This is a genomic window from Pseudomonas sp. NPDC086112, assembly GCF_044746425.1.
Taxonomy (GTDB): Bacteria; Pseudomonadota; Gammaproteobacteria; order Pseudomonadales; family Pseudomonadaceae; genus Aquipseudomonas.
Window position 1 is genome coordinate 33,892 of record NZ_JBIVCD010000037.1, and the last position, 22,905, is coordinate 56,796.

21 protein-coding genes are annotated in these 22,905 nt (G+C 58.5%); 6 read left to right on the forward strand and 15 right to left on the reverse strand.

The window, feature by feature from the left end; translation table 11 throughout:
* The first annotated feature begins 216 nt into the window (after positions 1-216).
* Positions 217-432, forward strand: a complete 216-nt coding sequence (locus ACIPLA_RS22150) for a hypothetical protein (RefSeq protein ID WP_123498924.1) — start codon at positions 217-219, stop codon at positions 430-432.
* 178 nt (positions 433-610) lie between these two features.
* Here the strand turns inward: ACIPLA_RS22150 and ACIPLA_RS22155 are convergent, their stop codons facing one another.
* The 11 genes from ACIPLA_RS22155 to ACIPLA_RS22205 form a co-directional block, all read right to left on the reverse strand.
* A complete protein-coding gene (locus tag ACIPLA_RS22155) occupies positions 611-1,591 on the reverse strand; it encodes a peptide ABC transporter ATP-binding protein (RefSeq protein ID WP_401175943.1) in 981 nt (326 codons plus the stop codon).
* Entirely contained in the window at positions 1,591-2,559 is a 969-nt protein-coding gene (locus ACIPLA_RS22160) for an ABC transporter ATP-binding protein (protein WP_218398663.1), read from the reverse strand. Before ACIPLA_RS22160 ends, ACIPLA_RS22155 begins: the two co-directional genes overlap by 1 nt.
* Positions 2,560-2,569: 10 nt before the next feature.
* Positions 2,570-3,481: an ABC transporter permease subunit gene (locus tag ACIPLA_RS22165; RefSeq protein ID WP_008067271.1), complete on the reverse strand. Its 912-nt coding sequence runs from the start codon at positions 3,479-3,481 to the stop codon at positions 2,570-2,572.
* A 10-nt stretch (positions 3,482-3,491) separates the two neighbouring features.
* Entirely contained in the window at positions 3,492-4,502 is a 1,011-nt protein-coding gene (locus ACIPLA_RS22170; protein ID WP_063341564.1) for an ABC transporter permease subunit, read from the reverse strand.
* 73 nt (positions 4,503-4,575) lie between these two features.
* Positions 4,576-6,171, reverse strand: coding sequence for an ABC transporter substrate-binding protein (locus ACIPLA_RS22175; RefSeq protein WP_401175948.1), 1,596 nt, complete (start codon positions 6,169-6,171; stop codon positions 4,576-4,578).
* A 74-nt stretch (positions 6,172-6,245) separates the two neighbouring features.
* Complete coding sequence (locus ACIPLA_RS22180; protein ID WP_401175951.1) at positions 6,246-7,679, reverse strand: OprD family porin; 1,434 nt, start codon at positions 7,677-7,679, stop codon at positions 6,246-6,248.
* 169 nt (positions 7,680-7,848) lie between these two features.
* Positions 7,849-9,450, reverse strand: coding sequence for an ABC transporter substrate-binding protein (locus ACIPLA_RS22185; protein WP_123498933.1), 1,602 nt, complete (start codon positions 9,448-9,450; stop codon positions 7,849-7,851).
* A 295-nt stretch (positions 9,451-9,745) separates the two neighbouring features.
* Positions 9,746-11,371 carry an ABC transporter substrate-binding protein gene (locus tag ACIPLA_RS22190; RefSeq protein WP_401175955.1) on the reverse strand — a complete coding sequence of 542 codons (1,626 nt, stop codon included), beginning with the start codon at positions 11,369-11,371 and terminating at the stop codon, positions 9,746-9,748.
* Positions 11,372-11,629: 258 nt separating this feature from the next.
* Entirely contained in the window at positions 11,630-13,240 is a 1,611-nt protein-coding gene (locus tag ACIPLA_RS22195; protein WP_218398667.1) for an ABC transporter substrate-binding protein, read from the reverse strand.
* A gap of 281 nt (positions 13,241-13,521) precedes the next feature.
* Positions 13,522-13,755: a hypothetical protein gene (locus ACIPLA_RS22200; RefSeq protein WP_218398668.1), complete on the reverse strand. Its 234-nt coding sequence runs from the start codon at positions 13,753-13,755 to the stop codon at positions 13,522-13,524.
* 4 nt (positions 13,756-13,759) lie between these two features.
* Complete coding sequence (locus ACIPLA_RS22205) at positions 13,760-14,242, reverse strand: hypothetical protein (RefSeq protein ID WP_192346274.1); 483 nt, start codon at positions 14,240-14,242, stop codon at positions 13,760-13,762.
* 478 nt (positions 14,243-14,720) lie between these two features.
* Here ACIPLA_RS22205 and ACIPLA_RS22210 point away from each other — a divergent pair, with 478 nt between their 5' ends.
* Positions 14,721-15,092 carry a DUF6124 family protein gene (locus tag ACIPLA_RS22210; RefSeq protein ID WP_401175958.1) on the forward strand — a complete coding sequence of 124 codons (372 nt, stop codon included), beginning with the start codon at positions 14,721-14,723 and terminating at the stop codon, positions 15,090-15,092.
* 172 nt (positions 15,093-15,264) lie between these two features.
* Here the strand turns inward: ACIPLA_RS22210 and ACIPLA_RS22215 are convergent, their stop codons facing one another.
* Positions 15,265-15,984 (reverse strand): SIMPL domain-containing protein, encoded by a 720-nt coding sequence (locus ACIPLA_RS22215; protein ID WP_218398669.1) that lies wholly within the window; start codon positions 15,982-15,984, stop codon positions 15,265-15,267.
* Positions 15,985-16,306: 322 nt separating this feature from the next.
* Here ACIPLA_RS22215 and ACIPLA_RS22220 point away from each other — a divergent pair, with 322 nt between their 5' ends.
* The 4 genes from ACIPLA_RS22220 (at position 16,307) to ACIPLA_RS22235 (ending at position 20,873) form a co-directional block, all read left to right on the forward strand.
* Positions 16,307-17,569, forward strand: coding sequence for an ATP-binding protein (locus ACIPLA_RS22220; RefSeq protein WP_218398670.1), 1,263 nt, complete (start codon positions 16,307-16,309; stop codon positions 17,567-17,569).
* Entirely contained in the window at positions 17,562-18,122 is a 561-nt protein-coding gene (locus ACIPLA_RS22225; protein WP_007901386.1) for a response regulator transcription factor, read from the forward strand. The genes ACIPLA_RS22220 and ACIPLA_RS22225 overlap by 8 nt, the downstream gene beginning before the upstream one ends.
* A 96-nt stretch (positions 18,123-18,218) precedes the next feature.
* Positions 18,219-19,946 carry an ABC transporter ATP-binding protein/permease gene (locus ACIPLA_RS22230; RefSeq protein ID WP_218398671.1) on the forward strand — a complete coding sequence of 576 codons (1,728 nt, stop codon included), beginning with the start codon at positions 18,219-18,221 and terminating at the stop codon, positions 19,944-19,946.
* A 177-nt stretch (positions 19,947-20,123) separates the two neighbouring features.
* The gene (locus tag ACIPLA_RS22235) at positions 20,124-20,873 is read left to right on the forward strand and encodes a FadR/GntR family transcriptional regulator (RefSeq protein ID WP_007901399.1); all 750 of its coding nucleotides are present in this window, start codon (positions 20,124-20,126) and stop codon (positions 20,871-20,873) included.
* Here the strand turns inward: ACIPLA_RS22235 and ACIPLA_RS22240 are convergent.
* The 3 genes from ACIPLA_RS22240 to ACIPLA_RS22250 form a co-directional block, all read right to left on the reverse strand.
* A complete protein-coding gene (locus tag ACIPLA_RS22240) occupies positions 20,870-21,016 on the reverse strand; it encodes a hypothetical protein (RefSeq protein ID WP_225603831.1) in 147 nt (48 codons plus the stop codon). The two genes, ACIPLA_RS22235 and ACIPLA_RS22240, sit on opposite strands and share 4 nt — an antisense overlap.
* 311 nt (positions 21,017-21,327) lie before the next feature.
* Entirely contained in the window at positions 21,328-21,519 is a 192-nt protein-coding gene (locus ACIPLA_RS22245) for a hypothetical protein (protein ID WP_192346264.1), read from the reverse strand.
* A gap of 14 nt (positions 21,520-21,533) precedes the next feature.
* Positions 21,534-22,865 (reverse strand): phospholipase, encoded by a 1,332-nt coding sequence (locus ACIPLA_RS22250; RefSeq protein WP_401175965.1) that lies wholly within the window; start codon positions 22,863-22,865, stop codon positions 21,534-21,536.
* Between the last annotated feature and the right edge of the window lie 40 nt (positions 22,866-22,905).

Consider the following 22,905-nt stretch of genomic DNA (forward strand, 5'->3'; position numbering starts at 1 on the left):
TGTGCAGCCGAACGGGAGCAAGCTCCCTCGCCACGGGTTATCACTGATTTTGAAATTGCTGTTCGGCATAATTCATATTCCAAACAAATCTCCCCGCCAACGACATTTTCTGCTACCCGGTAGCGTCCTCTCTGGAGAACCCGGTCAATCGGAACTAAATTTCATTCATTACCTGTCAGGCATCCATGCTTCACCCCACAAAGGATGGAATCGGCTATGAGTATTTACCAACGCATTGTGTTGTTGCTTAAGGTTTTGGTGCTGCTGTCCCTCGGCACATCGGCGGTGGCGTGGGCGGAATGTGAGAACCACGAAACACAGGCCTTGAACGGGCAAGGCGTGCACAGCGAGCAGATGATCGCTGCGACCGAATCAGGCGATGATGATCCAGACGCCGATGAGGAAGAGGATGAGGAAGACACGCAAACGTAAATCACGGACAAAAGAAAACCCCTCGCCGGACTGATACGCAATCTGGTGGAAGGGGTCTGGTCAACTCGGTCCCTGTGGGAGCGGGCTTGCTCGCGAAAGCAATCTGTCAGTCGACAGAGATGGTGACTGAAACACCGACTTCGCGAGCAAGCTCGCTCCCATTTTTTTCAGGCCGTTTTTACGCCGCGCCGTCGAGGAATTGCTCGGCGTAGTGGCAAGCCACCTGACGGGTGTCGACCAGGCGCAGGAGCGGTTCTTCTGTGGTGCAGCGCTCGGTCGCGTACGGGCAGCGCTTGTGGAAGGCGCAGCCGGACGGCGGGTTCAGCGGGTTTGGCAGTTCGCCGACGATCTTGATTTTCGGCTTGTTCGGGTCCGGGTGGATGGTCGGAGTGGCCGACAACAGCGCCTGGGTGTAGGGGTGCAGAGGGCGAGTGTAGATGTCCTCCTTCGGGCCCATTTCCACCGGACGGCCGAGGTACATCACCATCACGTGATCGGCGACGTGGCGCACCACCGCCAGGTTGTGGGAGATGAACACGTAAGCGGTGTTGAACTCTTGCTGCAAATCCATGAACAGGTTGAGCACCTGCGCCTGAATCGATACGTCCAGCGCCGAGGTCGGTTCATCCGCCACCAGCACTTTGGGTTGCAGCATCATCGCGCGGGCCAGGGCAATCCGCTGGCGCTGACCGCCGGAGAACATGTGCGGGTAGCGCTGGTAATGCTCAGGCCGCAAGCCCACCTGTTTCATCATCGCCTGGACTTTCTCGCGACGTTCCGAGGCGCTCAGGTTGGTGTTGATCAGCAGCGGTTCGGCGAGCTGATCACCGATTTTCTGCCGTGGGTTCAGCGACGCGTACGGGCTCTGGAACACCATCTGCACGTCTTTGCGCAGTTGCTTGCGCTGAGCCTTGTCGGCACCCGCGACTTCCTGCCCGGCGATTTTCAAGGAGCCGGAGGACGGTTCTTCGATCAGCGTCAGGGCCCGGGCCAGGGTGGATTTGCCACAACCCGATTCGCCCACAACGGCGAGGGTCTTGCCGGCTTCCAGTTCGAACGACACACCGTTGAGAGCGCGTACGGTCGCATGACCCTTGAACAGGCCACGGGACACTTCGTAGTGACGGGTCAGGTTGCGGGCGGTAAGTACGACGGCCATTACGCCACCTCCTGATTCAACGGGTAGAAGCAGCGGGCGAGGCTGTTGCTTTTTTGGTCAAGGGCCGGACGCTGGGTGCGGCAGTTGTCCTGCACGTACGGGCAGCGCGGCGACAACAGGCAGCCTTGCGGGCGGTCGTAACGACCGGGAACGATGCCCGGCAATGTCGACAGGCGCGCGGCGCCCAGGCTGTGTTCCGGAATCGCCTTGAGCAGTGCTTCGCTGTACGGGTGCGCCGGAATGTCGAACAGTTGTGGTACCTGACCGACTTCAACCGCTTGGCCGGCGTACATCACGCACACGCGCTGGGCAGTTTCGGCCACGACCGCGAGGTCGTGGGTGATCAGCACCAGGCCCATGTTCTGCTCTTTCTGCAGGGCCAGCAGCAGGTCCATGATCTGCGCCTGAATCGTTACGTCCAGCGCGGTGGTCGGTTCGTCGGCGATCAGCAGTTTCGGTTCGCCGGCAATCGCCATGGCGATTGCAACACGCTGGCTCATACCGCCGGAGAGTTGATGCGGATAGGCATCCATACGGCTGGCGGCGCCCGGGATTTCCACTTTTTCCAGCAGTTCGATGGCACGCTTGCGGGCGTCCTTGCGGGACATTTTCAGGTGCAGGCGCAGCACTTCTTCGATCTGGAAACCGACGGTGTAGCTCGGGTTCAGCGCGGTCATCGGGTCCTGGAAGACCATGGCCAGGTCTTTGCCGACGATTTGCCGACGCTGACGGTTACTGAGCTTGAGCATGTTCTTGCCGTCGAAATTCAGGGCATCGGCGGTGACGATCCCCGGATGCTCGATCAGGCCCATCAGCGCCATCATGGTCACGGACTTGCCGGAACCCGATTCGCCAACGATGGCCAGCACTTCGCCCTTGTCCACGGTAATGTCGAGACCGTCGACCACCGGAACGGCGTTGGCGTCGCCGAAGCGAACGTTGAGATTCTTGATTTCTAACAGTGACATTTGAATCTCCTCAGGCGGCGTTCTTGAGTTTCGGGTCCAGCGCATCGCGCAGGCCGTCGCCCATCAAGTTGATTGCCAGCACGCTGAGCAAAATGGTCAAACCCGGCAAGCTCACCACCCACCAGGCGCGTTCGATATAGTCGCGAGCAGAAGCCAGCATGGTGCCCCACTCAGGCGTTGGCGGTTGTACGCCAAGGCCGAGGAAGCCCAGTGCCGCGGCATCGAGAATCGCCGAGGAGAAACTCAAGGTGGCCTGAACGATCAGCGGCGCCATGCAGTTGGGCAGCACGGTGACGAACATCAGGCGTGGCAGACCGGCACCGGCCAGGCGCGCGGCGGTCACGTAGTCGCGGTTCAATTCGCCCATCACCGCGGCGCGGGTCAGACGAACATAGGACGGCAACGAAACCACGGCGATGGCAATAATGGTGTTGATCAGGCCAGGGCCGAGGATGGCGACAATCGCCACGGCCAGCAGCAGGGACGGCAGGGCCAGCATGATGTCCATCAGACGCATGATGGTCGGGCCGAGCACGCGCGGAAAGAACCCGGCGAACAGACCCAGCAGGATGCCCGGAATCAGCGACATCACCACCGACGACAAGCCGATCAGCAAGGACAGGCGCGAACCGTTGATCAGCCGCGACAGCAGGTCGCGACCCAGTTCATCGGTGCCGAGCAGGAACTGGATTTGCCCGCCTTCCAGCCAGGACGGCGGGGTCAGCAGGAAGTCGCGGTATTGCTCGCTTGGGTCATGCGGTGCAACCCACGGCGCGAAGATCGCGCAGAAGATCACCAGCAGCATGAACATCAGGCCAGCGACGGCGCCTTTGTTCCTGGAGAACGCGTGCCAGAATTCTTTATACGGGGACGGATACAGCAGGCTTTGATCGACTGCTACCGGTGTAGTGAGAGTGGTCATGGTCTTGATCTCAGCGCTGATGACGGATGCGTGGGTTGGCAAAGCCGTAGAGGATGTCCACCACGAAGTTGACCAGGATCACCAGGCAGGCGATTAACAGGATGCCGTTCTGCACCACGGGATAGTCCCGTGCGCCAATGGCTTCGATCAGCCATTTGCCGATGCCGGGCCAGGAGAAAATGGTTTCGGTCAGGACCGCACCGGCCAACAGAGTGCCGACTTGCAGGCCGACCACGGTCAGTACCGGAATCAGTGCGTTACGCAGGCCGTGAACGAACACCACGCGCGATGGCGACAGGCCTTTGGCGCGGGCGGTACGGATGTAGTCTTCCCGCAGCACTTCGAGCATCGAAGAGCGGGTCATCCGCGCAATCACCGCCAGCGGGATGGTGCCGAGCACGATGGCCGGCAGGATCAGGTGATGCAGGGCATCGAAGAACGCCCCGACGTCATCGGCCAGCAGCGTATCGATCAGCATGAAGCCGGTGCGCGGCTCGATGTCGTAGAGCAGGTCGATCCGCCCGGACACCGGGGTCCAGCCCAGGCTCACCGAGAAGAACATGATCAGGATCAGGCCCCACCAGAAGATCGGCATCGAGTATCCCGCCAGGGAGACGCCCATCACCCCATGGTCGAACAGGGACCCTCGTTTGAGTGCCGCGATCACCCCGGCCAGAAGGCCCAGGATGCCGGCGAACAACAGGGCGGCCATGGACAGTTCCAGGGTCGCGGGGAATAGAGAGCTGAACTCGGTCCAGACGCTTTCACGGGTACGCAGGGATTCGCCGAGATCGCCGTGGGCCAACTTGCCGATGTAATCCAGGTATTGGGCATACAGGGGTTTGTTCAGACCCAGGCGTTCCATTGCCTGAGCATGCATTTCGGGGTCGACCCGACGTTCGCCCATCATCACTTCCACGGGGTCGCCAGGAATCATGCGAATCAACGCGAAAGTCAGCAAGGTGATGCCGAAGAACGTGGGGATCAATAACCCCAATCGGCGGGCAATAAAACTAAACATCGTGTGGTGTACCTCATCAGCCGGTTAGGCGTGCCCGGCAGCGCTGGGGTCAGCGATGCCGGGCGTTTCTTATCTACTTCACCTGGGTGGTGGCGAAGTTATTGGTTGTCAGAGGACTCTGGTGGTAGCCCTCGACGTTTTTGCGCATTGCCGTGAACATTTTCGGATAGGCCATGGGAATCCATGGCTGGTCCTTGTCGAAAACTTCCTGCGCTTGTTCGTAGAGCGCCGCCCTGGCAGCCGGGTCAGTGCCGCCGCGAGCCTTGTCGATCAAGTCCTGGAATTCCTTGTTGCACCACCGGGCGTAGTTTTCGCCGTTTTTCGCTGCGTCGCAACTCAGGTTCGGCGTAAGAAAGTTATCCGGGTCGCCGTTATCGCCGGCCCAGCCTGCCGATACCAGGTCGTGTTCGCCATTCTTGGCACGTTTGAGCATCTCTCCCCATTCCATGACACGGATGTCGAGCTTGATCCCGATCTGTGCCAGATCCGACTGCATCATTTGCGCGCCCAGCAGTGGATTAGGGTTGGTGGGGCCACCGCCGTTACGGGTAAACAGCGTCAGCACGGTACCTTCCGGTACACCCGCTTCCTTGAGAAGTTCACGGGCCTTACCAAGGTCGCGCGGTGGGTTTTTCAGTTTGTCGTTGAAGCCTAGCAGGGTCGGAGGATAGGGAACGGTACCAATGACGGCGTTGCCCTTGCCGTACAAACTAGTGACGTAAGTCGGCTTGTCGAATGCAATGTTTATCGCCTTGCGTACGCGTACATCGCTCATGTATTTACGGCTGGTATTCATCGCGGTGTAGCTGGTGGTCATTGCGGCCAGTTCGTCGACCTTCAGGTTCTGGTCGGCCTTGATGCTAGGGACATCATCGGGTTTGGGATACAACGCGATCTGGCATTCGTTGGCCTTCAGTTTTTGCAGGCGCACGTTGTTGTCGATGGTGATCGCGAATATGAGCGGATCAGCCGGGGGCTTGCCACCGAAGTAATCCGGGTTGGCCTTGAAGCGGACTTGAGCGTCCTTGGCGTAGCGCTGGAAGACGAACGGGCCGGTGCCAATCGGCTTGCTGTTCAGATCGCCGGCCTTGTTGGCCTTTAGCAACTGATCGGCGTACTCGGCGGAGTAGATCGAGGAGAAGGCCATGGCGATGTCGGCCAGGAACGGCGCTTCACGGCGGGTCAGGGTGAATTTGACCGTGTTGTCGTCGACTTTCTCGACGCTTTTGAGCAGCTCTTTGAAGCCCATGCTTTCAAAGTATGGGAAGCCCACGCTCGACAGTTTGTGCCATGGGTGTTTCGGGTCCAGCTGACGCTGGAAGCTCCAGACCACGTCGTCGGCATTCATGTCGCGGGTCGGCTTGAAGTAATCGGTGGTGTGAAACTTGACGCCTTTGCGCAGGTGGAACGTGTAGGTCAGACCGTCATCGCTGATGTCCCAGGACTCGGCCAGTGCCGGAACCACTTCAGTGGTGCCGGGCTTGAAGCCCACCAGACGGTTGAAGATGGTTTCGGACACCGCATCGCCTGTGACTGCAGTCGTGTACTGGACCATATCGAAGCCTTCCGGGCTGGCTTCGGTACAGACCACCAAGGGTTTGGCCGAGACGCCGACGGCGACACTCAGCAACGCGGCAGCGATGGCCGCTCGTAGGGGAAGCATTTTCATCTAGAGCCCTCTGCAATCGGTGAACAGAAAAACCAGACGGCCGACTCATCATGAGTCAGCCGCCGGCATGGGTTTTACAAAATATTGAACGGGATGGTGGTCACGAGACGGAACTCGTTGATGCTGCCATCCACCTGGTTTTCGCTGGCGCGATGAGCGGTGTAGGTCGCGCGGATAGCGGTGGCCTTGAGTGGACCGCTCTGCACGGCGTACGAAGCACCGATGCCGTATTCATAGTGGTGTTCGCCATCCTGGTTCTGGATACCGTCGTAACCCTTGTCCGCCACGCCGCCGTTGCCGGTGTAGTGAGTGCCGTCGATGCCCCAGCCGCGAGCCTGATAGATGTTGAACTTCAGGCCCGGTACGCCGTATTCGGCCATGTTCAGACCGTAGGCAATCTGGAAGGACTTCTCGTTCGGGCCGTTGAAGTCCGACAGCAGGGAGTTGGCCAGGTAGATGCCGTTGGTTTCGTGCAGGTAGTCGAAGTACTCGTTACCGTTAATTTCCTGGTAAGAGAAGGTCAGGCTGTGAGCCTGGTGGGTCAGGCCGAACGACAGAGAGTAGGTGTCGTTATCGATCTTGCCGATAAGGGCTTTACCTTCTTCCTGGGTTTTGTAGTAGTTCAGTCCAGTGGTCAGGCTCAGGATCGAGCTGTCGCCCAGCACATGGGTGGCGCCGAAGTAATACTGGTTCCACAGGTCTTCAGCCTGGGTACCCCACAGACTGGTGGTCAGGCTGGCAAATGGCGTGTAAGTGATACCGGCCGTGTGGACGTGATCGGTTTCAACGATGCCGTTGGCGTATTCGGTGCGGAACTTGCGCTGGCTTTGCTCGGTTCGTGGAGAATTGCGATCGAACGTGCCGACGTCGAAGCTCAGGTTTTCCAGCTCTTCGCTGTGCAGGCTCACACCCTGGAAGCTTGAGGGCAACGCACGGTTACCGATGACATCGACCATCGGGCTGCTGAAGTTCTGGCGGCCGGCAGTGAGGGTGGTGTTGGACACGCGGGCCTTGACGTTGGCCAGGCCCAGCTTGCTCCACTGGCCGACGGCGTCGCCACCTTCCTCGGTCAGTGTGCGGTTGTTGCCCGCGCCAGAGCGGGTACCCGGTGCGCCACCATTGTTGGACGCCAGATCCTTGCGATCACGATCCAGAGCAATAGCGTTGTAGGCCGCCACTTCGGTGCTGAAACCTACGGTGCCTTCGGTGAAACCGGAGTTGTACTTGAGGATAGTGCCCTGAACCCAGTTGATACGACGATCAGTCGGGGTCGATACACCATTCTTCTTGTAGCTGAACGTGGCGCCGCGCTTCAGTTGCTCATTGGCATACCAGTTACGCGTGCTGCCGGTGATCGATTGGCCTTCGACAAAGCCTGTGGCTTCACTCTGGGCACTTTTCTCTTTAACGGTAACCGGCGTGAACGCCTGGCTCTGGGATTCTGCGTACGCCGTGGCGGTCACGCTGCTGATGGCCAAGGCCAATAACGCGGTGCTGCTCAGTTTCATGGGTGAAGCTCCTTACTTTCTTTTTTTAATGCCGGTCTTTTTCGGTGATCCGGCTATTTGGTGTGAACTCATGCAGGCATCGCAAACGTTTGCTATAGGCCGGATCGGCGAATTACGGCAATACGCTTGCGTGAGGGCGCAATCCGCCCCCAGCGTTCTGACTAATCGGTTATTGGTCGATACTGACGCCCGAGAACACGTTACGACCGAAAGGACTCACCTTGAATCCTTCGACTTTGGCGCTCAACGGCTGGTTGACCGTCGAGTGGGCGACCGGCGTGATGGGCACCTGCTGCTTGAGGTACTGCTGCGCCTGTTTGTAGAGCACCGTGCGCTGGTCACGGTCAGTGACGACTTTGGCCTGCTTGATCAGCTTGTCGTAAGCCGGATCACACCACATGGAGTAGTTGTTGCCGCCAATGGCATCGCAGCTGTACAGCGTGCCGAGCCAGTTGTCCGGGTCGCCATTGTCACCGGTCCAGCCGATCAGGCTGATGTCGTGCTCGCCGTTCTTGGTGCGCTTGATGTACTCGCCCCATTCGTAGCTGACGATCTTGACCTTGAGGCCGATCTTCGCCCAATCCGCCTGGAGCATTTCGGCCATCAACTTGGCGTTGGGGTTGTACGGACGCTGAACCGGCATGGCCCAGAGAGTGATTTCGGTGCCTTCCTTGACGCCGGCGGCCCTGAGCAATTCCTTGGCCTTTTCCGGGTTGTAGGCGGCGTCTTTAATCGTCTCGTCGTAGGACCATTGAGTCGGTGGCATGGCGTTCATTGCCAGTTGACCGGCGCCTTGATAGACGGCGTTGAGAATGCCTTGCTTGTTAACCGCCATGTCCAGCGCCTGGCGCACTTCGAGCTGGTCGAACGGTTTGTGCCGCACGTTATAGGCGATGTAACCAAGGTTGAACCCGGGCTTTTCGATCAATTGCAGTTTCGGATCGTTTTTCAGCGCGGTCACGTCGGCGGGGCGTGGGTGCAGGGTGATCTGGCATTCGTTGGCCTTGAGCTTCTGCACGCGCACCGAGGCGTCGGTGTTGATGGCGAAAATCAGGTTGTCGAGCTTGACCCGGCTCGGGTCCCAGTACTGCTTGTTGCCGCTGTAACGGATGTTGGAATCTTTCTGGTAGCTCTTGAACACGAACGGGCCAGTGCCGATCGGCTTCTGGTTGATGTCGCTCGGCTTGCCGGAGGCCAGCAGCTGATCGGCGTATTCGGCGGACAGAATCGCGGCGAAGCTCATGGCGATGTTCTGGATGAACGCGGCGTCGACGCTGTTGAGCGTCATCACCACGGTCAGCGGCCCGGTTTTCTCGACCTTGGCGATGTTCTTGTTCAGGCTCATCCCGTTGAAATACGGGAACTCGGTTGGATAAGCCTTGCGGAAGGGTTGCTGCGGATCGAGCATGCGATTGAAGGTAAAAAGCACGTCATCGGCGTTGAAATCGCGGGTCGGCGTGAAGTATTTGGTGGTATGAAATTTCACCCCTTCGCGCAGGTGAAAAGTGTACTTGAGGCCGTCCTCGGAAATATCCCAGCTCGTTGCCAGGCCCGGTACGACGTTGGTGGCGCCTTTTTCAAACTCTGCCAATCGGTTGTACAGCGGCTCGGCGGCGTCGTTATCGGTCGCCGTGGTGTATTGCGCGGTGTCGAAACCGGCGGGGCTGCCTTCGGAGCAGAACACCAGGCTGTTATTGGCGGCCTGGCTAACGGAAGTGACGGCCAGCAGGCCGGTGCCCAGCAATGCGGATAAAACCAAGGTATGGCGCATGACGCTCCCTCTTTTTGTAGTGTTTATTCAATGCGCCGCGACCCCGAGTGGGGGGCTGCATTGAGCTCAAACCAATACGGGCAGCAAACCGATAGCCACGCAATCGCTGGTCAGATCCCGACGGTAGGTGCCGTGGGTCTGGCAGTAAATGCGCTGAGTCCTAAAGACTCGTAGGAAAAGGCAACGCGTCCTAACCCCTGGCTGCGTCAGACAGCGGATTAGGATGTAGGCAAATTCCTATCTTCTCGGCAGAAAAAAGCAGCGGCGTCGCTGAAAACGTCGCCGCTGCCTTTTCTTATTTGCTGACGCTAACGCCGTAGAAGGAGTTCAAGCCAAACGGGCTGATCTTGAAGTCCTGCACGTTGTTGCGCATGGGTTGGAACACCGTCGAGTGAGCGATAGGTGTCATTGGAACAGCATCTTTGAGGACGTGTTGCGCCTGCTTGTACAGTTCGGTGCGCTTGGCCTGATCGGTCGTGCGTTTGGCTTCCTTGACGATGCCGTCGAACTTCTTGTCGCACCACTTGGAGAAGTTGTTGCCTTGCAGCGAATCGCAGCCGAACAGCACGTTCAGCCAGTTGTCCGGGTCACCGTTGTCGCCGCTCCAGCCAATCAGCATCGCGCCGTTTTCGCCGCCTTTGGAACGCTTGATGTACTCGCCCCATTCGTAGGTGACGATCTTGGCCTTGATACCGATCTTGGCCCAGTCGGACTGGAGCATTTCGGCCATCAGCTTGGCGTTGGGGTTATAGGGACGTTGCACCGGCATTGCCCACAGGTTGATCTCGGTGCCTTCCTTGATGCCGGCTTCCTTGAGCAGTTCTTTGGCTTTCTCAGGGTTGTACGGCGCGTCCTTGATGGTGGTGTCATAAGACCATTGGGTCGGTGGCATGGCGTTGACGGCCAGCTGGCCAGCACCCTGGTAAACCGAATCGATGATCTGCTGCTTGTTGACGGCCATGTCCAGTGCCTGACGCACTTTCAACTGAGCCATCGGGTTTGGCTGATCGCTGCCCTTGATCTTGTCCATCACGTTGTAGGCGATGTAGCCCAGGTTGAAACCAGCCTGGTCAGGCACCTTCAGGGTTTTGTCTTCCTTCAACGCTTTCAGATCGGCCGGACGAGGGAACAGGGTGATCTGACACTCGTTCTTTTTCAGCTTCTGGATGCGTACCGACGGGTCGGTGGTGATGGCGAAGATCAGGTTATCGATCTTCACGTCGTCAGGCTTCCAGTAGTCCTTGTTCCCGGTGTAGCGGATGTTGGAGTCTTTCTGGTAGCTCTTGAACACGAACGGGCCAGTACCGACCGGCTTCTGGTTGATGTCGGCGGCTTTGCCTTCCTTGAGCAGCTGGGCAGCGTACTCAGCGGACTGGACCGAGGCGAAACTCATGGCCATGTTCTGGATGAACGCGGCATCCACTTCTTTGAGCGTGAACTTGACGGTGTGGTCGTCGACTTTATCGATCTTGGTGATGTTGGTATCCATCCCCATGTCGGTGAAGTACGGGAATTCAGTCGGGTACGCCTTACGGAACGGATCATCCTTGTTAATCATGCGATTAAAGGTGAACAGCACGTCGTCGGCGTTGAACTCACGAGTTGGCTTGAAGTACGGGGTGGTGTGAAACTTGACGCCTTCGCGCAGGTGGAAGGTGTAAGTCAGGCCGTCATCGGAAATGTCCCACTTGGTCGCCAGACCAGGAACAACGGCGGTGCCGCCGCGCTCGAACTGGGTCAGGCGGTTGAACATGGTCTCTGCAGAGGCGTCGAAGTCGGTTCCGGTGGTGTACTGACCAGGATCGAAACCGGCCGGGCTCCCTTCGGAGCAAAACACCAGGTTAGTCGCCGCTTGGGCGAATGGTGCGCTGGCTAACAAGCTTGCGCCGACTAAAAACGGAATGACCGCGTGTTTAAGCATGGTGGCCTCATGATTTGTTGTCATTTTTGGAATTAGAGGACGACCTCGTGAGTCGACCTGCGGATACTTATGCAGGGGCCATACCCAATGCAAGATCCTGAATGGCTCCAAACCTTAAACAGTGGCACGAACGTACCTTAATGTCGCATATGTATAAATTCCCGCACATTTGACCGTTTGCGCAGGTTTTTTACGGTGCAAAACGCGCACCGACACGGGGCAACCGGGGCGTCTGGTGCACCCGGTTGGCGCCTGGTGTTACTTATTTATACCCACTCCATAGAAGGGTGTAAGGCCGAAAGGGCTGATCTTGAAGTCGGTGACTTCCTTGCGCAGTGGCTGGAACACGGTCGAGTTGGCGACAGGCGTGATAGGTACTTGTTGCTTAAGGATTTGCTGTGCCTGCTGGTACAGTTTGACCCGCTGCTGTTTGTCAGTGGACACCTTCGCTTGCTGCACCAGCTTGTCGTAGGCCGGGTCGCACCATTTGGCGTAATTGCTACCTTTCACCGCAGCGCAGCTGTAGAGCACGCCGAGCCAGTTGTCCGGGTCACCGTTATCGCCGGTCCAGCCGTAGATCATCGCGTCGTGCTCGCCGTTCTTGGCGCGCTTGATGTACTCGCCCCACTCATAGCTGACGATGTTGGCCTTGATCCCGACTTTCTCCCAATCCTGCTGGATCATCTGCGCCGACATCCGGGCGTTGGGGTTGGAGGCACGCTGCACGGTCATGGCCCACAAATTGATGGTGGTACCGGGCGCAACCCCTGCTTCTTTTAGTAGCGCGCGGGCTTTGGTCGGGTCGTGCGGTGCATCCTTGATGGTCGGGTCATAGGACCATTGCGCCGGGGGCAGGGCGTTCTGCGCCAGCTGCCCGGCACTCTGGTAGACCGCTTTGATGATCGCCGGTTTATCGATAGCCATGTCCAGCGCCTGACGGACCTTGAGCTGGTCCAGCGGCGGATGGGTTACGTTGTAGGCGAGGAAACCGAGGTTGAAACCGGCCTGTTTGAGCACGGTCAGGTTCGGGTCTTTCTCCATGACTTCGATGTCTGCCGGGCGCGGGTAGCCGCTGACCTGACACTCGCCGGCCTTGAGCTTCTGCAAGCGCACGGCGGCATCGGGGGTGATCGAGAAAATCAGGTTATCGAGTTTCACGTCCTCGGGCTTCCAGTAGGCCTTGTTGGCGGCGTAGCGGATCTGCGAGTCCTTTTGATAGCGCTTGAACACGAACGGGCCGGTGCCGACCGGTTTCTGGTTGAGGTCGGCGGCTTTGCCTTCCTTTAACAGTTGGGCGGCGTACTCGGCGGACTGCACCGAGGCGAAGCTCATGGCGAGGTTCTGCACGAACGCGGCGTCGATGTTGTTCAGGCTGAAGCGCACGGTGTGGTCGTCGATCTTGTCGATGCTTTTGATCGTGGTGTTCAGGCCCATGTCGGTGAAGTACGGCGATTCGGCGGGGTAGGCTTTACGGAAGGCATTCTGCGGGTCGAGCAGGCGCTGGAAGGTGAACAGGACGTCATCGGCGTTGAAGTCGCGGGTCGGGGTGAAGTAGTCGGTGGTGTGGAATTTCACGCCGTCGCGCAGGTGGAATGTGTAGCTGAGGCCGTCCTTGCTCACATCCCAACTTGTCGCTAATCCGGGTTCGACTTCGGTGCCACCGCGTTTGAATTGGGTGAGGCGGTTGAAGACGGTTTCGGCTGAGGCGTCGAAGTCGGTGCCGCTGGTGTATTGGCTGGGGTCGAAGCCGGCGGGGCTGGCTTCTGAGCAGTAGACCAGGGTGGTGGCGGCTTGGGCGGTTTGTGCGAGTGATGCGGTTGTAGCGAGGGCGAGAGCAAGCAGAAGTGGTTTGACGGTGGTTCTTTCCATGGAGTCCCCGTGGGTTTGGCGGCGGTGTTTTTCTGAGGGTAGCGTTGTTGGCGGGGCGGGCGGAAATATCGTTTTTTGAGGGGGACCCCTCTATCCGGGCATAGTCGGCCGGTTTTTGCGTTGATGGCGGACTGTAGGAGCTGCCGAAGGCTGCGATCTTTTGATCTTGAAAATCAACGTCATAAGATCGCAGCCTTCGGCAGCTCCTACGCAAAGCGGTGTCAGGCGGGCGTTGTGGGTGAAGTGAATTCCGTTTCACGTTGCTTGAATGAGCGCATGGCTCACGCCGCATACCGGGTCCGACTAAAAAACAGCGCAGCCCCGAGGGCGATAGCATTGGTTGAAACGATGCCCAGATCGAAGCCTGCGATGAAAGGCGGCAGCATCAAAATACTCGAAAACCCCAGAGCGACCAGCGCAATGCCCAGCCATTTTCTGAGGCCATAGGATTTCAGATAGAAGAACAACAGCAGGAACACTGCATAAGCCACGGCGTACAGGCCATATTCTTTCATGGTCTCACCCGCCTTGAGTCTTGATGATCATGGACGATGCTGAGTGCTGAGGGCCTATGCCGCCGCTGACCTGTGCATCCAGGCTGACGATGACATCGCCGGCGTGATAAGTCGGCAATGTGCTCAGCGTGAACTCGCGGACTGCCCATCCCACCGGGATGGCCGCAGCGGGCATGAATTTACCTGCCGCTGCGGCGAAAACACCACTGGTGAGGTTGGCGATACTTGTTCGTTGGGCATTGAGTAAATCCCCCTGTAGCCGGGTCAGGGGTTTGGAGATCCCGACCATCATTTGGCAAGGCAAATCCTTGGCGAGCATTTTGTCGTAGAGCTCCACCACCAGATTGCTCACTTCATAGTGGGCGGCTTTCGCTTCACCAAAATGCAGTGTTCTGAGGCCACCCCGTTCACTGGCTGACAGAGTGAAGCGCGATACGTTGAAGACAATTCCATGGTTGCCGGAAAACTGATCCCTTTCAAACTTCAATGCTCGCATCCTTATCGAGTCTGGAAAGGCAGGGAGTTTCTCTTAGCTCCTGGGCTTTCGCAAATGCAAAATCAAAAGCAGATGACACCGCCCTGCTGTGTGCGGGCTTGCTCGCGAAGGCTGCCTGACAACCGGCCAATCTGTTAATGGGTGTTTAAGAAATTAGTCTTGGCCATAGAGCTTTCCCACGCATTTTTCAGGTTGCCGGGTAGGAAGCAGTGCCTCTAATCTTTGGCTGTCGCTGAAAAATCAGTGATCGGGAGTGAGATCCCGGCTAAACGATTGGAAACCCACGCGAGCCACTCCATAATTGCCGCCAGCTTATCCGCTGCCAGCAAATGCGTTATGGCGGCTGTGTGCGGGCAGACCTCGGTCTGGCCGGGTTCCTTTTGCCGGTAATCTCACACCGCACATAGCTGCCACCTCTTCGCCGAGTGAGATCGGAAATTGATGGCTCCAACTTCAAAAGGAAAATTGCATGGATAAGTTAATCCCGGACCCACCCTTCAACACCACCACCCCCAACGCCGAAGCCTTGCGCACCGAAGAATTACTCAAAGACCGCGAAGCCATAAAACGCGCCCTCAATTACTACCTCGATCCACCCGCCCCATACGCCCCGACACCCCGTCGTCCCAGCACGATGTATATGATCGCCCCCAACATGGATACCGAAAGCCTGTTGGCACAAGCCTGCGAGTCATTGGCCTCGGCCAGCGTCCTGGCCAGTGATTTCGCCACCCACCTGATCGGCCCGCAGCGCAATACAGTGTTGGCGATTCAACAAATCATCATGTTGGCGGAGCTGGCGGTGAACCGAGCGTTGGATAACGTCGATCCGCAGGTGTAGGCAGGCGTTCGGTCAAGTTGACCGTGTCATCGTTCTTCGCGAGCAAGCCCGCTCCCACAGTTGATTTGTGTCGTACACAAAATTTGTGAATGACGATGAAAAACTGTGGGAGCGGGCTTGCTCGCGAAGGCGGTGGATCAGTCACTACAAAACTGACTGACCCGCCATCGCATCAAGGCATCAACACTTCAATCGCCCCATCCGCCGTCATGCTGACCTGGCTGGTCCCGGCTTCAACTTCTGGCGTCACCGGTGCCGAATCCATGCCGGCAGCGGCTTTCATCATCATCGGCCCGCGCATGTACGGTTGTGGATAACCGTTGCTGTTGAGGTTCAGGTTGACGATTTTGTAGCTCTTGCCGCCCAGGGCGTCGGTGGCCAGTTGGGCACGGGACTTGAAGGCGGTCACGGCTTCCTTGAGCAGGGCGTCTTCGCTGGCTTTGCGGGTTGGGGTGGCGATGGCGAAGTCCATGCCGCCCATTTTCAGGTCGGTGAGCAGTTCACCGGTGAGTTTGGAGAGGGCGGCGAAGTCCGAGCTTTCCAGGCGCAGTTCGGCGCGTTCACGCCAACCGATGATTTTCTGGCCTTTGGTGTCGTAGATCGGGTAGCTGTTGCGGCTGCCCTGGCGCAGGGTGATGTCTTTGACTTCTTTAGCCTGTGCCAGCGCCTTGTTTATGGTGGTGCTGACGTCGGCGGCGAGTTTGGCCGGGTCGCTGTTTTGCTCTTCGGTGTAGAGGGTCACGATCATCAGGTCGCGGGCCACTTCCTGGCTGACTTCGGCGCGCAGGGAGATCTGGTTGTAATGCAGTTCGTCGACGGCCAGGGCCGGAAGGCTGGCGACGGTGCCAACGCTTAAGGCAAGAAGGGCGGCGCTGCGGCGCAATGTGTGCATGAAAAGCTCCTTGGACGATGCGCAGGGGTTAAGGTCCGAACCTGCGTGAAACCATCAGACTCTAGCTTCAATGGTCCGGTTCGCACAGTTACAACTTCTATACAGATAATCAGCAGGTGGCTGCTTCGCAGCCAATCGCGGGCAAGCCACGCTCCCACAGGGGAACGCATTCCAATGTGGGAGCGTGGCTTGCCCGCGAAGGCGTCCTTATAGACGCAGCAATTCTTTCTGCCATGTGGTCGTTTGCCGCACTTTTGCCTCTCAGGCCCGCGGCTTGGTTATACTCCGTGCGATCCGCCTGGAGCGCTCATCAGGAGAGCTCATGCTCGCCCCCGTTCAAATCACTTCCGCCACTCGTCAGAACCTCTGGCGGCTTACGTTCATCCGCACCTTGGTGCTGGCCGCTCAGGCCGGTTCTGTGGGGCTGGCCTACTGGTTCGACCTGCTGCCGTTGCCGTGGGTGCAACTGGCAATGACCCTGGGTTGCTCGATGCTGCTGTGCGCGTTCACGGCGGTTCGTCTGCGCACGTCGTGGCCGGTGACCGAGCTCGAATACGCCTTGCAACTGGCCTGTGACCTGTTTATCCACAGTGCCTTGCTGTACTTCTCCGGCGGCTCGACCAATCCGTTCGTCTCTTATTACCTGGTGCCATTGACCATCGCCGCCGTGACGCTGCCATGGCGTTATTCGGTGATTCTGTCGGGTATCGCGCTGGCGCTTTATACGTTGCTGCTGGCGCGGTTCTACCCGTTGGAAACGTTCCCGATCGCCCGGGAAAACCTGCAGATCTACGGCATGTGGCTGAGCTTTGCCCTGGCGGCGGCGGTGATTACGTTCTTCGCCGCCCGCATGGCCGAAGAGCTGCGTCGTCAGGAAGAATTGCGCGCCATTCGTCGCGAAGAAGGCCTGCGCGATCAGCAATTGCTGGCCGTCGCGACCCAGGCGGCGGGTGCCGCCCATGAGCTGGGCACACCGCTGGCGACCATGAGCGTGCTGCTCAAGGAAATGCGCCAAGACCATCCAGACCCGCTGTTGCAGGACGATTTGAGCGTGCTGCAGGATCAGGTCAAACTCTGCAAAGAGACCTTGCAGCAGTTGGTCCGGGCGGCGGAAGCCAATCGTCGCTTGGCGGTGGAGATGCAAGACGTCACCGATTGGCTCGACGAAGCCCTGAACCGCTGGCACTTGATGCGCCCGGAAGCCAGTTATCGCTTCCAGCGCCTGGGCCAGGGTACCGTGCCGCGCATGGCACCGCCGCCGGACCTGACTCAGGCCCTGCTGAATTTGCTGAACAACGCCGCCGATGCGTGCCCCGAAGGCTTGCAAGTGACGCTGGACTGGAATGCCGAGGACTTGACCATCAGCATTCGCGACCATGGCGCCGGTGTGCCACTGGCTATTGCCGAGCAGATTGGCAAACCGTTTTTTACCACCAAGGGCAAAGGTTTCGGCCTGGGCCTGTTTTTGAGCAAGGCCAGCGTGACACGCGCCGGCGGCTCAGTGAAACTCTACAGTCATGAGGAAGGTGGCACGCTTACCGAGCTGCGCCTGCCCCGTGTCGCCCGAGGAGACGAACATGAGTGACGAGATCCAAGTCGAAGGCGAAGAACTGCCGCATTTGCTGCTGGTAGACGACGACGCAACCTTCACCCGTGTGATGGCCCGCGCCATGGCCCGCCGCGGTTTTCGCGTGAGCACCGCAGGGTCCGCCGAAGAAGGCCTGACCATCGCCCAGGCCGACATACCGGATTACGCCGCCCTGGATCTGAAAATGGACGGCGATTCGGGCTTGGTGTTGTTGCCCAAACTGCTGGAACTCGACCCGGAAATGCGCGTGGTGATCCTCACCGGTTACTCGAGCATTGCCACCGCCGTCGAGGCGATCAAGCGTGGCGCCTGCAATTACCTGTGCAAACCGGCGGACGCCGATGACGTGCTGGCCGCGTTGCTCTCCGAGCACGCCGACCTCGATACCCTGGTGCCGGAAAACCCGATGTCCGTGGATCGCCTCCAGTGGGAGCACATCCAGCGCGTATTGACCGAGCACGAAGGCAACATCTCCGCTACTGCCCGCGCCTTGGGCATGCACCGCCGCACGCTGCAGCGCAAACTGCAGAAGCGTCCGGTCCGTCGCTGAACCGGCGCTGAACAATTGTTGTCACACCTCGTTACAAGCCGGGCCGATCATTTATGATCGGCTCGTGTGTGTTCTTTTCTTTATCGAGCCTTATCCATGAATCAGAACGCTGAATATTCCGCGGTCAACGATGCTGTGCGCGGGCAGTTTTTTCGCAAAGTCTGGGCGATGACCACGCCTTACTGGCGCAGCGAAGAGAAGGGCAAGGCCTGGACGTTGCTGATCGCGGTGATCGCGCTGTCGTTGTTCAGCGTGGCGATTTCGGTGTGGATAAACAGTTGGTACAAGGATTTCTACAACGCCCTGCAGAGGAAGGATGACGCGGCGTTCTGGCAATTGATCCTGTACTTCTGCGGCATCGCCGCCGTGGCGATTCTCGGCGCGGTGTACCGGCTTTACCTGACTCAGATGCTGACCATTCGCTGGCGAGCCTGGCTCACCGAGAAACACTTCGCCCGCTGGCTCGGCGACAAGAATTACTACCAGCTGGAGCAGGGCGGTTACACCGATAACCCGGACCAGCGGATTTCCGAAGACCTCAATAAATTCACCACCAACACCTTGGGCCTGGGCCTTGGTTTGATCCGTAACGTCGTCAGCCTGGTATCGTTTTCGATCATTTTGTGGGGCGTGTCGGGCAGCATCGAAGTGTTTGGTTTCACGATCCCCGGCTACATGTTCTGGTGCGCACTGGTTTACGCCGCGGTCGGCAGTTGGCTGACGCATGTGATCGGTCGGCGCTTGATCGGCCTCAACAATAACCAGCAACGTTTCGAAGCCGACCTGCGTTTCTCCATGGTGCGAGTCCGTGAGAATGCCGAAAGCATTGCGCTGTATAACGGTGAGCCGAACGAGAACCGTCGTCTGAGCAGTCGCTTTGGCCTGGTCTGGCACAATTTCTGGGACATCATGAAAGTGTCCAAGCGCCTGACCTTCTTCACCTCCGGTTATGCCCAGATCGCAATTATTTTCCCGTTCATGGTCGCTGCGCCGCGTTACTTCGCCGGCAAGATCGAGCTCGGTGAGCTGATGCAAATCAACTCCGCGTTCGGCAACGTGCAGGAGAACTTCAGCTGGTTCATCAGCGCGTACCAGGACCTCGCCGAGTGGCGTGCCACTTGTGATCGTCTGCTGAGTTTCCGCCAGGCAATGACTGACAACGAAGAGCGTTCGCCAGCCATCGACGTGCAGAATCAAGGCTCGGCGTTGAAGGTGCACAACCTTGGCCTCGACCTCGCTGACGGTCGTCATCTGCTGACCAACGCCGACATGACCGTGGAGGAGGGTGAGCGCGTCATGCTCAGCGGTCGTTCTGGCAGCGGGAAATCGACTTTGCTGCGGGCGATGGGGCACCTTTGGCCGGCCGGCCACGGCAGCATCCGTCTGCCGACGGGACGGTATTTGTTCCTGCCGCAAAAACCCTATCTGCCGATTGGCACCCTGCGCGAGGTGCTGAGTTATCCACAGCCGGGCGACACCTACCCGCACGAGCGCTACGTCCACGTGCTGGAAACCTGCCGCTTGCCGCACCTGGTTTCGCGTCTGGATGAAGCCAACCACTGGCAGCGCATGCTTTCGCCGGGCGAGCAGCAACGTCTGGCCTTCGCCCGCGCGCTGCTTTATGCGCCGCAATGGCTGTACATGGACGAAGCCACTTCGGCGATGGACGAAGAAGATGAAGCGTCGTTGTATCAGGCGTTGATCGATGAATTGCCTGGACTGAGCATCGTCAGCGTTGGCCATCGCAGCAGCCTGAAGCGTTTCCATCCACGGCATGTGCGTATCGAGAATGGGCATCTGGTAGACCAGGCCGTGACCGCCTGACACCACACCCTCTGTAGGAGCGAGGCTTGCCCGCGAAGGCCTTCACGCGGTTTCCGACTGAGGGCCGCGTTATCGTTCTTCGCGGGCAAGCCTCGCTCCTACGGGTGTGGTGGTGATCGTACAACTCGCATGCGCTATGATGCGGATTCAGCCGAATTTTTGAGACAGACGTTCACCATGGAAAACCCGATCGACGCACCTCGCCTCCCTCGCAAGCGCCGCAGCCTCGCTCAGGAACTGGTGACGGTGCTGTCCGAGCAGATCCGCGACGGTCACCTCAAGCGTGGCGACAAGTTGCCCACCGAGTCGGCGATCATGGATGCCCATGGCGTCAGTCGCACCGTGGTGCGCGAAGCGATTTCCCGTTTGCAGGCCGCAGGCCAGGTCGAAACCCGTCATGGCATCGGCACCTTCGTGCTCGATACCCCGAGCCCGAGCGGTTTCCGTATTGATCCGGCCACCGTGGTGACCTTGCGCGATGTGCTGGCGATTCTGGAATTGCGCATCAGCCTGGAAGTGGAATCCGCCGGCCTTGCCGCGCAACGCCGCAGCCCCGAGCAACTGGCGTTGATGCGCGCGGCGCTGGATGCATTGAATGAAAGTGTCTCCCATGCCAGCGATGCCGTGGCGTCCGACTTCCAGTTCCACCTGCAAATCGCCCTGGCGACGGGCAACCGCTATTTCACCGACATCATGACCCACCTGGGCACCAGCATCATTCCGCGAACGCGCCTGAACTCCGCGCGCCTGGCCCATGATGATCAGCAGCACTACATGAGTCGCCTGAGCCGTGAGCATGAAGAGATTTACGATGCGATTGCACGGCAGGATTCCGATGCGGCGCGAGCGGCCATGCGGTTGCACCTGACGAATAGCCGCGAGCGGTTGCGCCAGGCGCATGAAGAGGCGCAGGCGCAGCGGGGTTAGGCCCCCTTCGCTTCGTAGTCGACGTACTCGATTGTGTTGTCCATCAGCACCTTGAATTTCTTCCGAGTGATGAGCCAGTTTTTTCCGGGGATCATCTCAAACTCGACGAAATCTCCAACGTTCACGTGGAGATCGAAGTTCATGAGCATTTCCAGAGGCGCATGCTTGGTTCTGACTGGAAATTTAAATCGATGGGGTGTGTTCATGGACGCTGACCTGAGCAGTGATTGAGCGGCGATTTAGCCTTGTTCAGGGACTGCTTAAAACTGTTAGAAATAGCAGTTTCGATGAACGGTCAGTGTGCATTTTCACTTTCCGTTGGGCCTGGAATAACGCCTTCGCGAGCAAGCCCGCTCCCACACTTGATCCCGGTTGTTCACAAAAAATGCGTTCACCAAGATCCAATGTGTGCGGGCTTGCTCGCGAGAGGGCCGGCGGCCATCTCGCAGTAGCTTCAGCCAGTCCTCAAAATCGAACGATCCACCCTCACCGCCAACCCGGCAGCCCCAGGTTTGGCATCGAAAACCGCATGCCCGCGTTCATCCACAAGCGCCCGGGCAACCGGCACGCCCTTCGACAACAACTCCAATGGCGCACCTTTCAGCGATTGGCCAGAAGCCAGTTCCAGTTTCAATTTGATAGTCATCAGTGATCTCCTTATCAGGCATTGGCCGCTGAATTCAGCACGCCAGTTGGTTGGTAGTCCTTGAGCAGCAGGTACGTGCTCCAGCCCCACCAGTCGTCCACGGTGGCGGTATCGTTCAGGTTGTTGACGTCCTTGCGCCGCAATACCTTGTCGCCCTCGACCTTGAACAGTGGCGAGAAATTGCCGGCCGGGTTCAGAACCGCTTGCAGGTCGGGTAGCCTTTTCAACGCAGCAAAGCTGCCAGCCGATGGTGCAGTGCCACTGAGGTACGCCGCGAACACTTCATCCGCAGACACCTGAACGGCCTGATTCACCTGGACGCGATTGGCGCTGTCGATCGCGTCGAAGTAGCGCTTGTCGCCATAGGCGTGCCAGCGATCGCCATTGCCATTGCTCACGTTGAGGCCGAACTTGCTGTCTTCATCGTGCATGAAGCGGGTAATCAACGAGCCGAGATCACTGGGCGTGACCACTGCCGCCAGCTGTTTACGCGGTACTCGCAGGTGACCGGCGGAATACAGGTCGGTCAAAGAGTGATCGGCAAAAGCGTTCATCGCATAGGCCAGTTCCAACTGCTTTTCATCGCCGCTGTTGTGGGCCAGCACTGCTTGTTGCAGCGCTGCCGTGTGCCCGGCGATGTAGGCCAGCAACGCCCATTCGGCAAAGTGGTCAGCATTGTTGGCGGCCAGTTTCAGATAACGCCCCAAAGGGAATAGCGCCGAAACGAAACTGCCGCCACCGGTGATCTTGTTCCACTCTTCCGACAACGTATCACCTAGGGCGTCATAAGCCTCATGAGGCTCTTTACCGTCCCTGATCGCTTGATTGATGGCGGCGATTTCTTTCTGCATGACACCGAGGATCAACTTCGCCTCGGCGTTTGAGGCCGGCAGTACCGCCAGGGAGTTGAAGGCGTTGGTAAAGCGCTGGGTTCGGTCTGCGGCTGTTGCGCCTTCGCAGATCGGTTGGTCGGGAATTCCATAAAAATCACCCCCCAGTGCAATCACTTGTCCATAGGTCAATGCCAGGCCATTGGGCAGGTGCAACTCCACCTGCGAGGCCGGTATGGCAGGAGCATCCTTGACGAAACGCAGCAGGGTGCTGTCGCCGATCGCGGTATGTTCTGCACCTTCAAACCTCAGCTGCGGCGTGCCTTTCAGCGATTTCTCCGGTGGCGTCGGCAGCGGGCCCTGACGCTGATGTTTGAGGTTGTGATGGCTGCCGGCAGTGAGTTTAAGTGTGTCGCCATTGCCAGAAAGGGCGATGCCGTGCTCGGTAAAAAGATCATCCAGATCGGCGATGATCTGTCGGGTATTTTCCTTCGGTTGTGCGTATAGACCTGACATTTCTAGCTCCTTGATATGTCGTAGGTAGAATCAAATTTAA

What these genes read in the sequence shown, in the direction of transcription:
- ACIPLA_RS22230 (WP_218398671.1), top strand. Translation starts at nt 18,219, where the DNA reads ATGAATCAGAACGCTGAATATTCCGCGGTCAACGATGCTGTGCGCGGG.
- ACIPLA_RS22245 (WP_192346264.1), bottom strand. Translation starts at nt 21,519, where the DNA reads ATGACTATCAAATTGAAACTGGAACTGGCTTCTGGCCAATCGCTGAAA.
- ACIPLA_RS22200 (WP_218398668.1), bottom strand. Translation starts at nt 13,755, where the DNA reads ATGAAAGAATATGGCCTGTACGCCGTGGCTTATGCAGTGTTCCTGCTG.
- ACIPLA_RS22155 (WP_401175943.1), bottom strand. Translation starts at nt 1,591, where the DNA reads ATGGCCGTCGTACTTACCGCCCGCAACCTGACCCGTCACTACGAAGTG.
- ACIPLA_RS22185 (WP_123498933.1), bottom strand. Translation starts at nt 9,450, where the DNA reads ATGCGCCATACCTTGGTTTTATCCGCATTGCTGGGCACCGGCCTGCTG.
- ACIPLA_RS22220 (WP_218398670.1), top strand. Translation starts at nt 16,307, where the DNA reads ATGCTCGCCCCCGTTCAAATCACTTCCGCCACTCGTCAGAACCTCTGG.
- ACIPLA_RS22210 (WP_401175958.1), top strand. Translation starts at nt 14,721, where the DNA reads ATGGATAAGTTAATCCCGGACCCACCCTTCAACACCACCACCCCCAAC.
- ACIPLA_RS22175 (WP_401175948.1), bottom strand. Translation starts at nt 6,171, where the DNA reads ATGAAAATGCTTCCCCTACGAGCGGCCATCGCTGCCGCGTTGCTGAGT.
- ACIPLA_RS22215 (WP_218398669.1), bottom strand. Translation starts at nt 15,984, where the DNA reads ATGCACACATTGCGCCGCAGCGCCGCCCTTCTTGCCTTAAGCGTTGGC.
- ACIPLA_RS22170 (WP_063341564.1), bottom strand. Translation starts at nt 4,502, where the DNA reads ATGTTTAGTTTTATTGCCCGCCGATTGGGGTTATTGATCCCCACGTTC.
- ACIPLA_RS22180 (WP_401175951.1), bottom strand. Translation starts at nt 7,679, where the DNA reads ATGAAACTGAGCAGCACCGCGTTATTGGCCTTGGCCATCAGCAGCGTG.
- ACIPLA_RS22160 (WP_218398663.1), bottom strand. Translation starts at nt 2,559, where the DNA reads ATGTCACTGTTAGAAATCAAGAATCTCAACGTTCGCTTCGGCGACGCC.
- ACIPLA_RS22225 (WP_007901386.1), top strand. Translation starts at nt 17,562, where the DNA reads ATGAGTGACGAGATCCAAGTCGAAGGCGAAGAACTGCCGCATTTGCTG.
- ACIPLA_RS22165 (WP_008067271.1), bottom strand. Translation starts at nt 3,481, where the DNA reads ATGACCACTCTCACTACACCGGTAGCAGTCGATCAAAGCCTGCTGTAT.
- ACIPLA_RS22250 (WP_401175965.1), bottom strand. Translation starts at nt 22,865, where the DNA reads ATGTCAGGTCTATACGCACAACCGAAGGAAAATACCCGACAGATCATC.
- ACIPLA_RS22190 (WP_401175955.1), bottom strand. Translation starts at nt 11,371, where the DNA reads ATGCTTAAACACGCGGTCATTCCGTTTTTAGTCGGCGCAAGCTTGTTA.
- ACIPLA_RS22195 (WP_218398667.1), bottom strand. Translation starts at nt 13,240, where the DNA reads ATGGAAAGAACCACCGTCAAACCACTTCTGCTTGCTCTCGCCCTCGCT.
- ACIPLA_RS22240 (WP_225603831.1), bottom strand. Translation starts at nt 21,016, where the DNA reads ATGAACTTCGATCTCCACGTGAACGTTGGAGATTTCGTCGAGTTTGAG.
- ACIPLA_RS22235 (WP_007901399.1), top strand. Translation starts at nt 20,124, where the DNA reads ATGGAAAACCCGATCGACGCACCTCGCCTCCCTCGCAAGCGCCGCAGC.
- ACIPLA_RS22150 (WP_123498924.1), top strand. Translation starts at nt 217, where the DNA reads ATGAGTATTTACCAACGCATTGTGTTGTTGCTTAAGGTTTTGGTGCTG.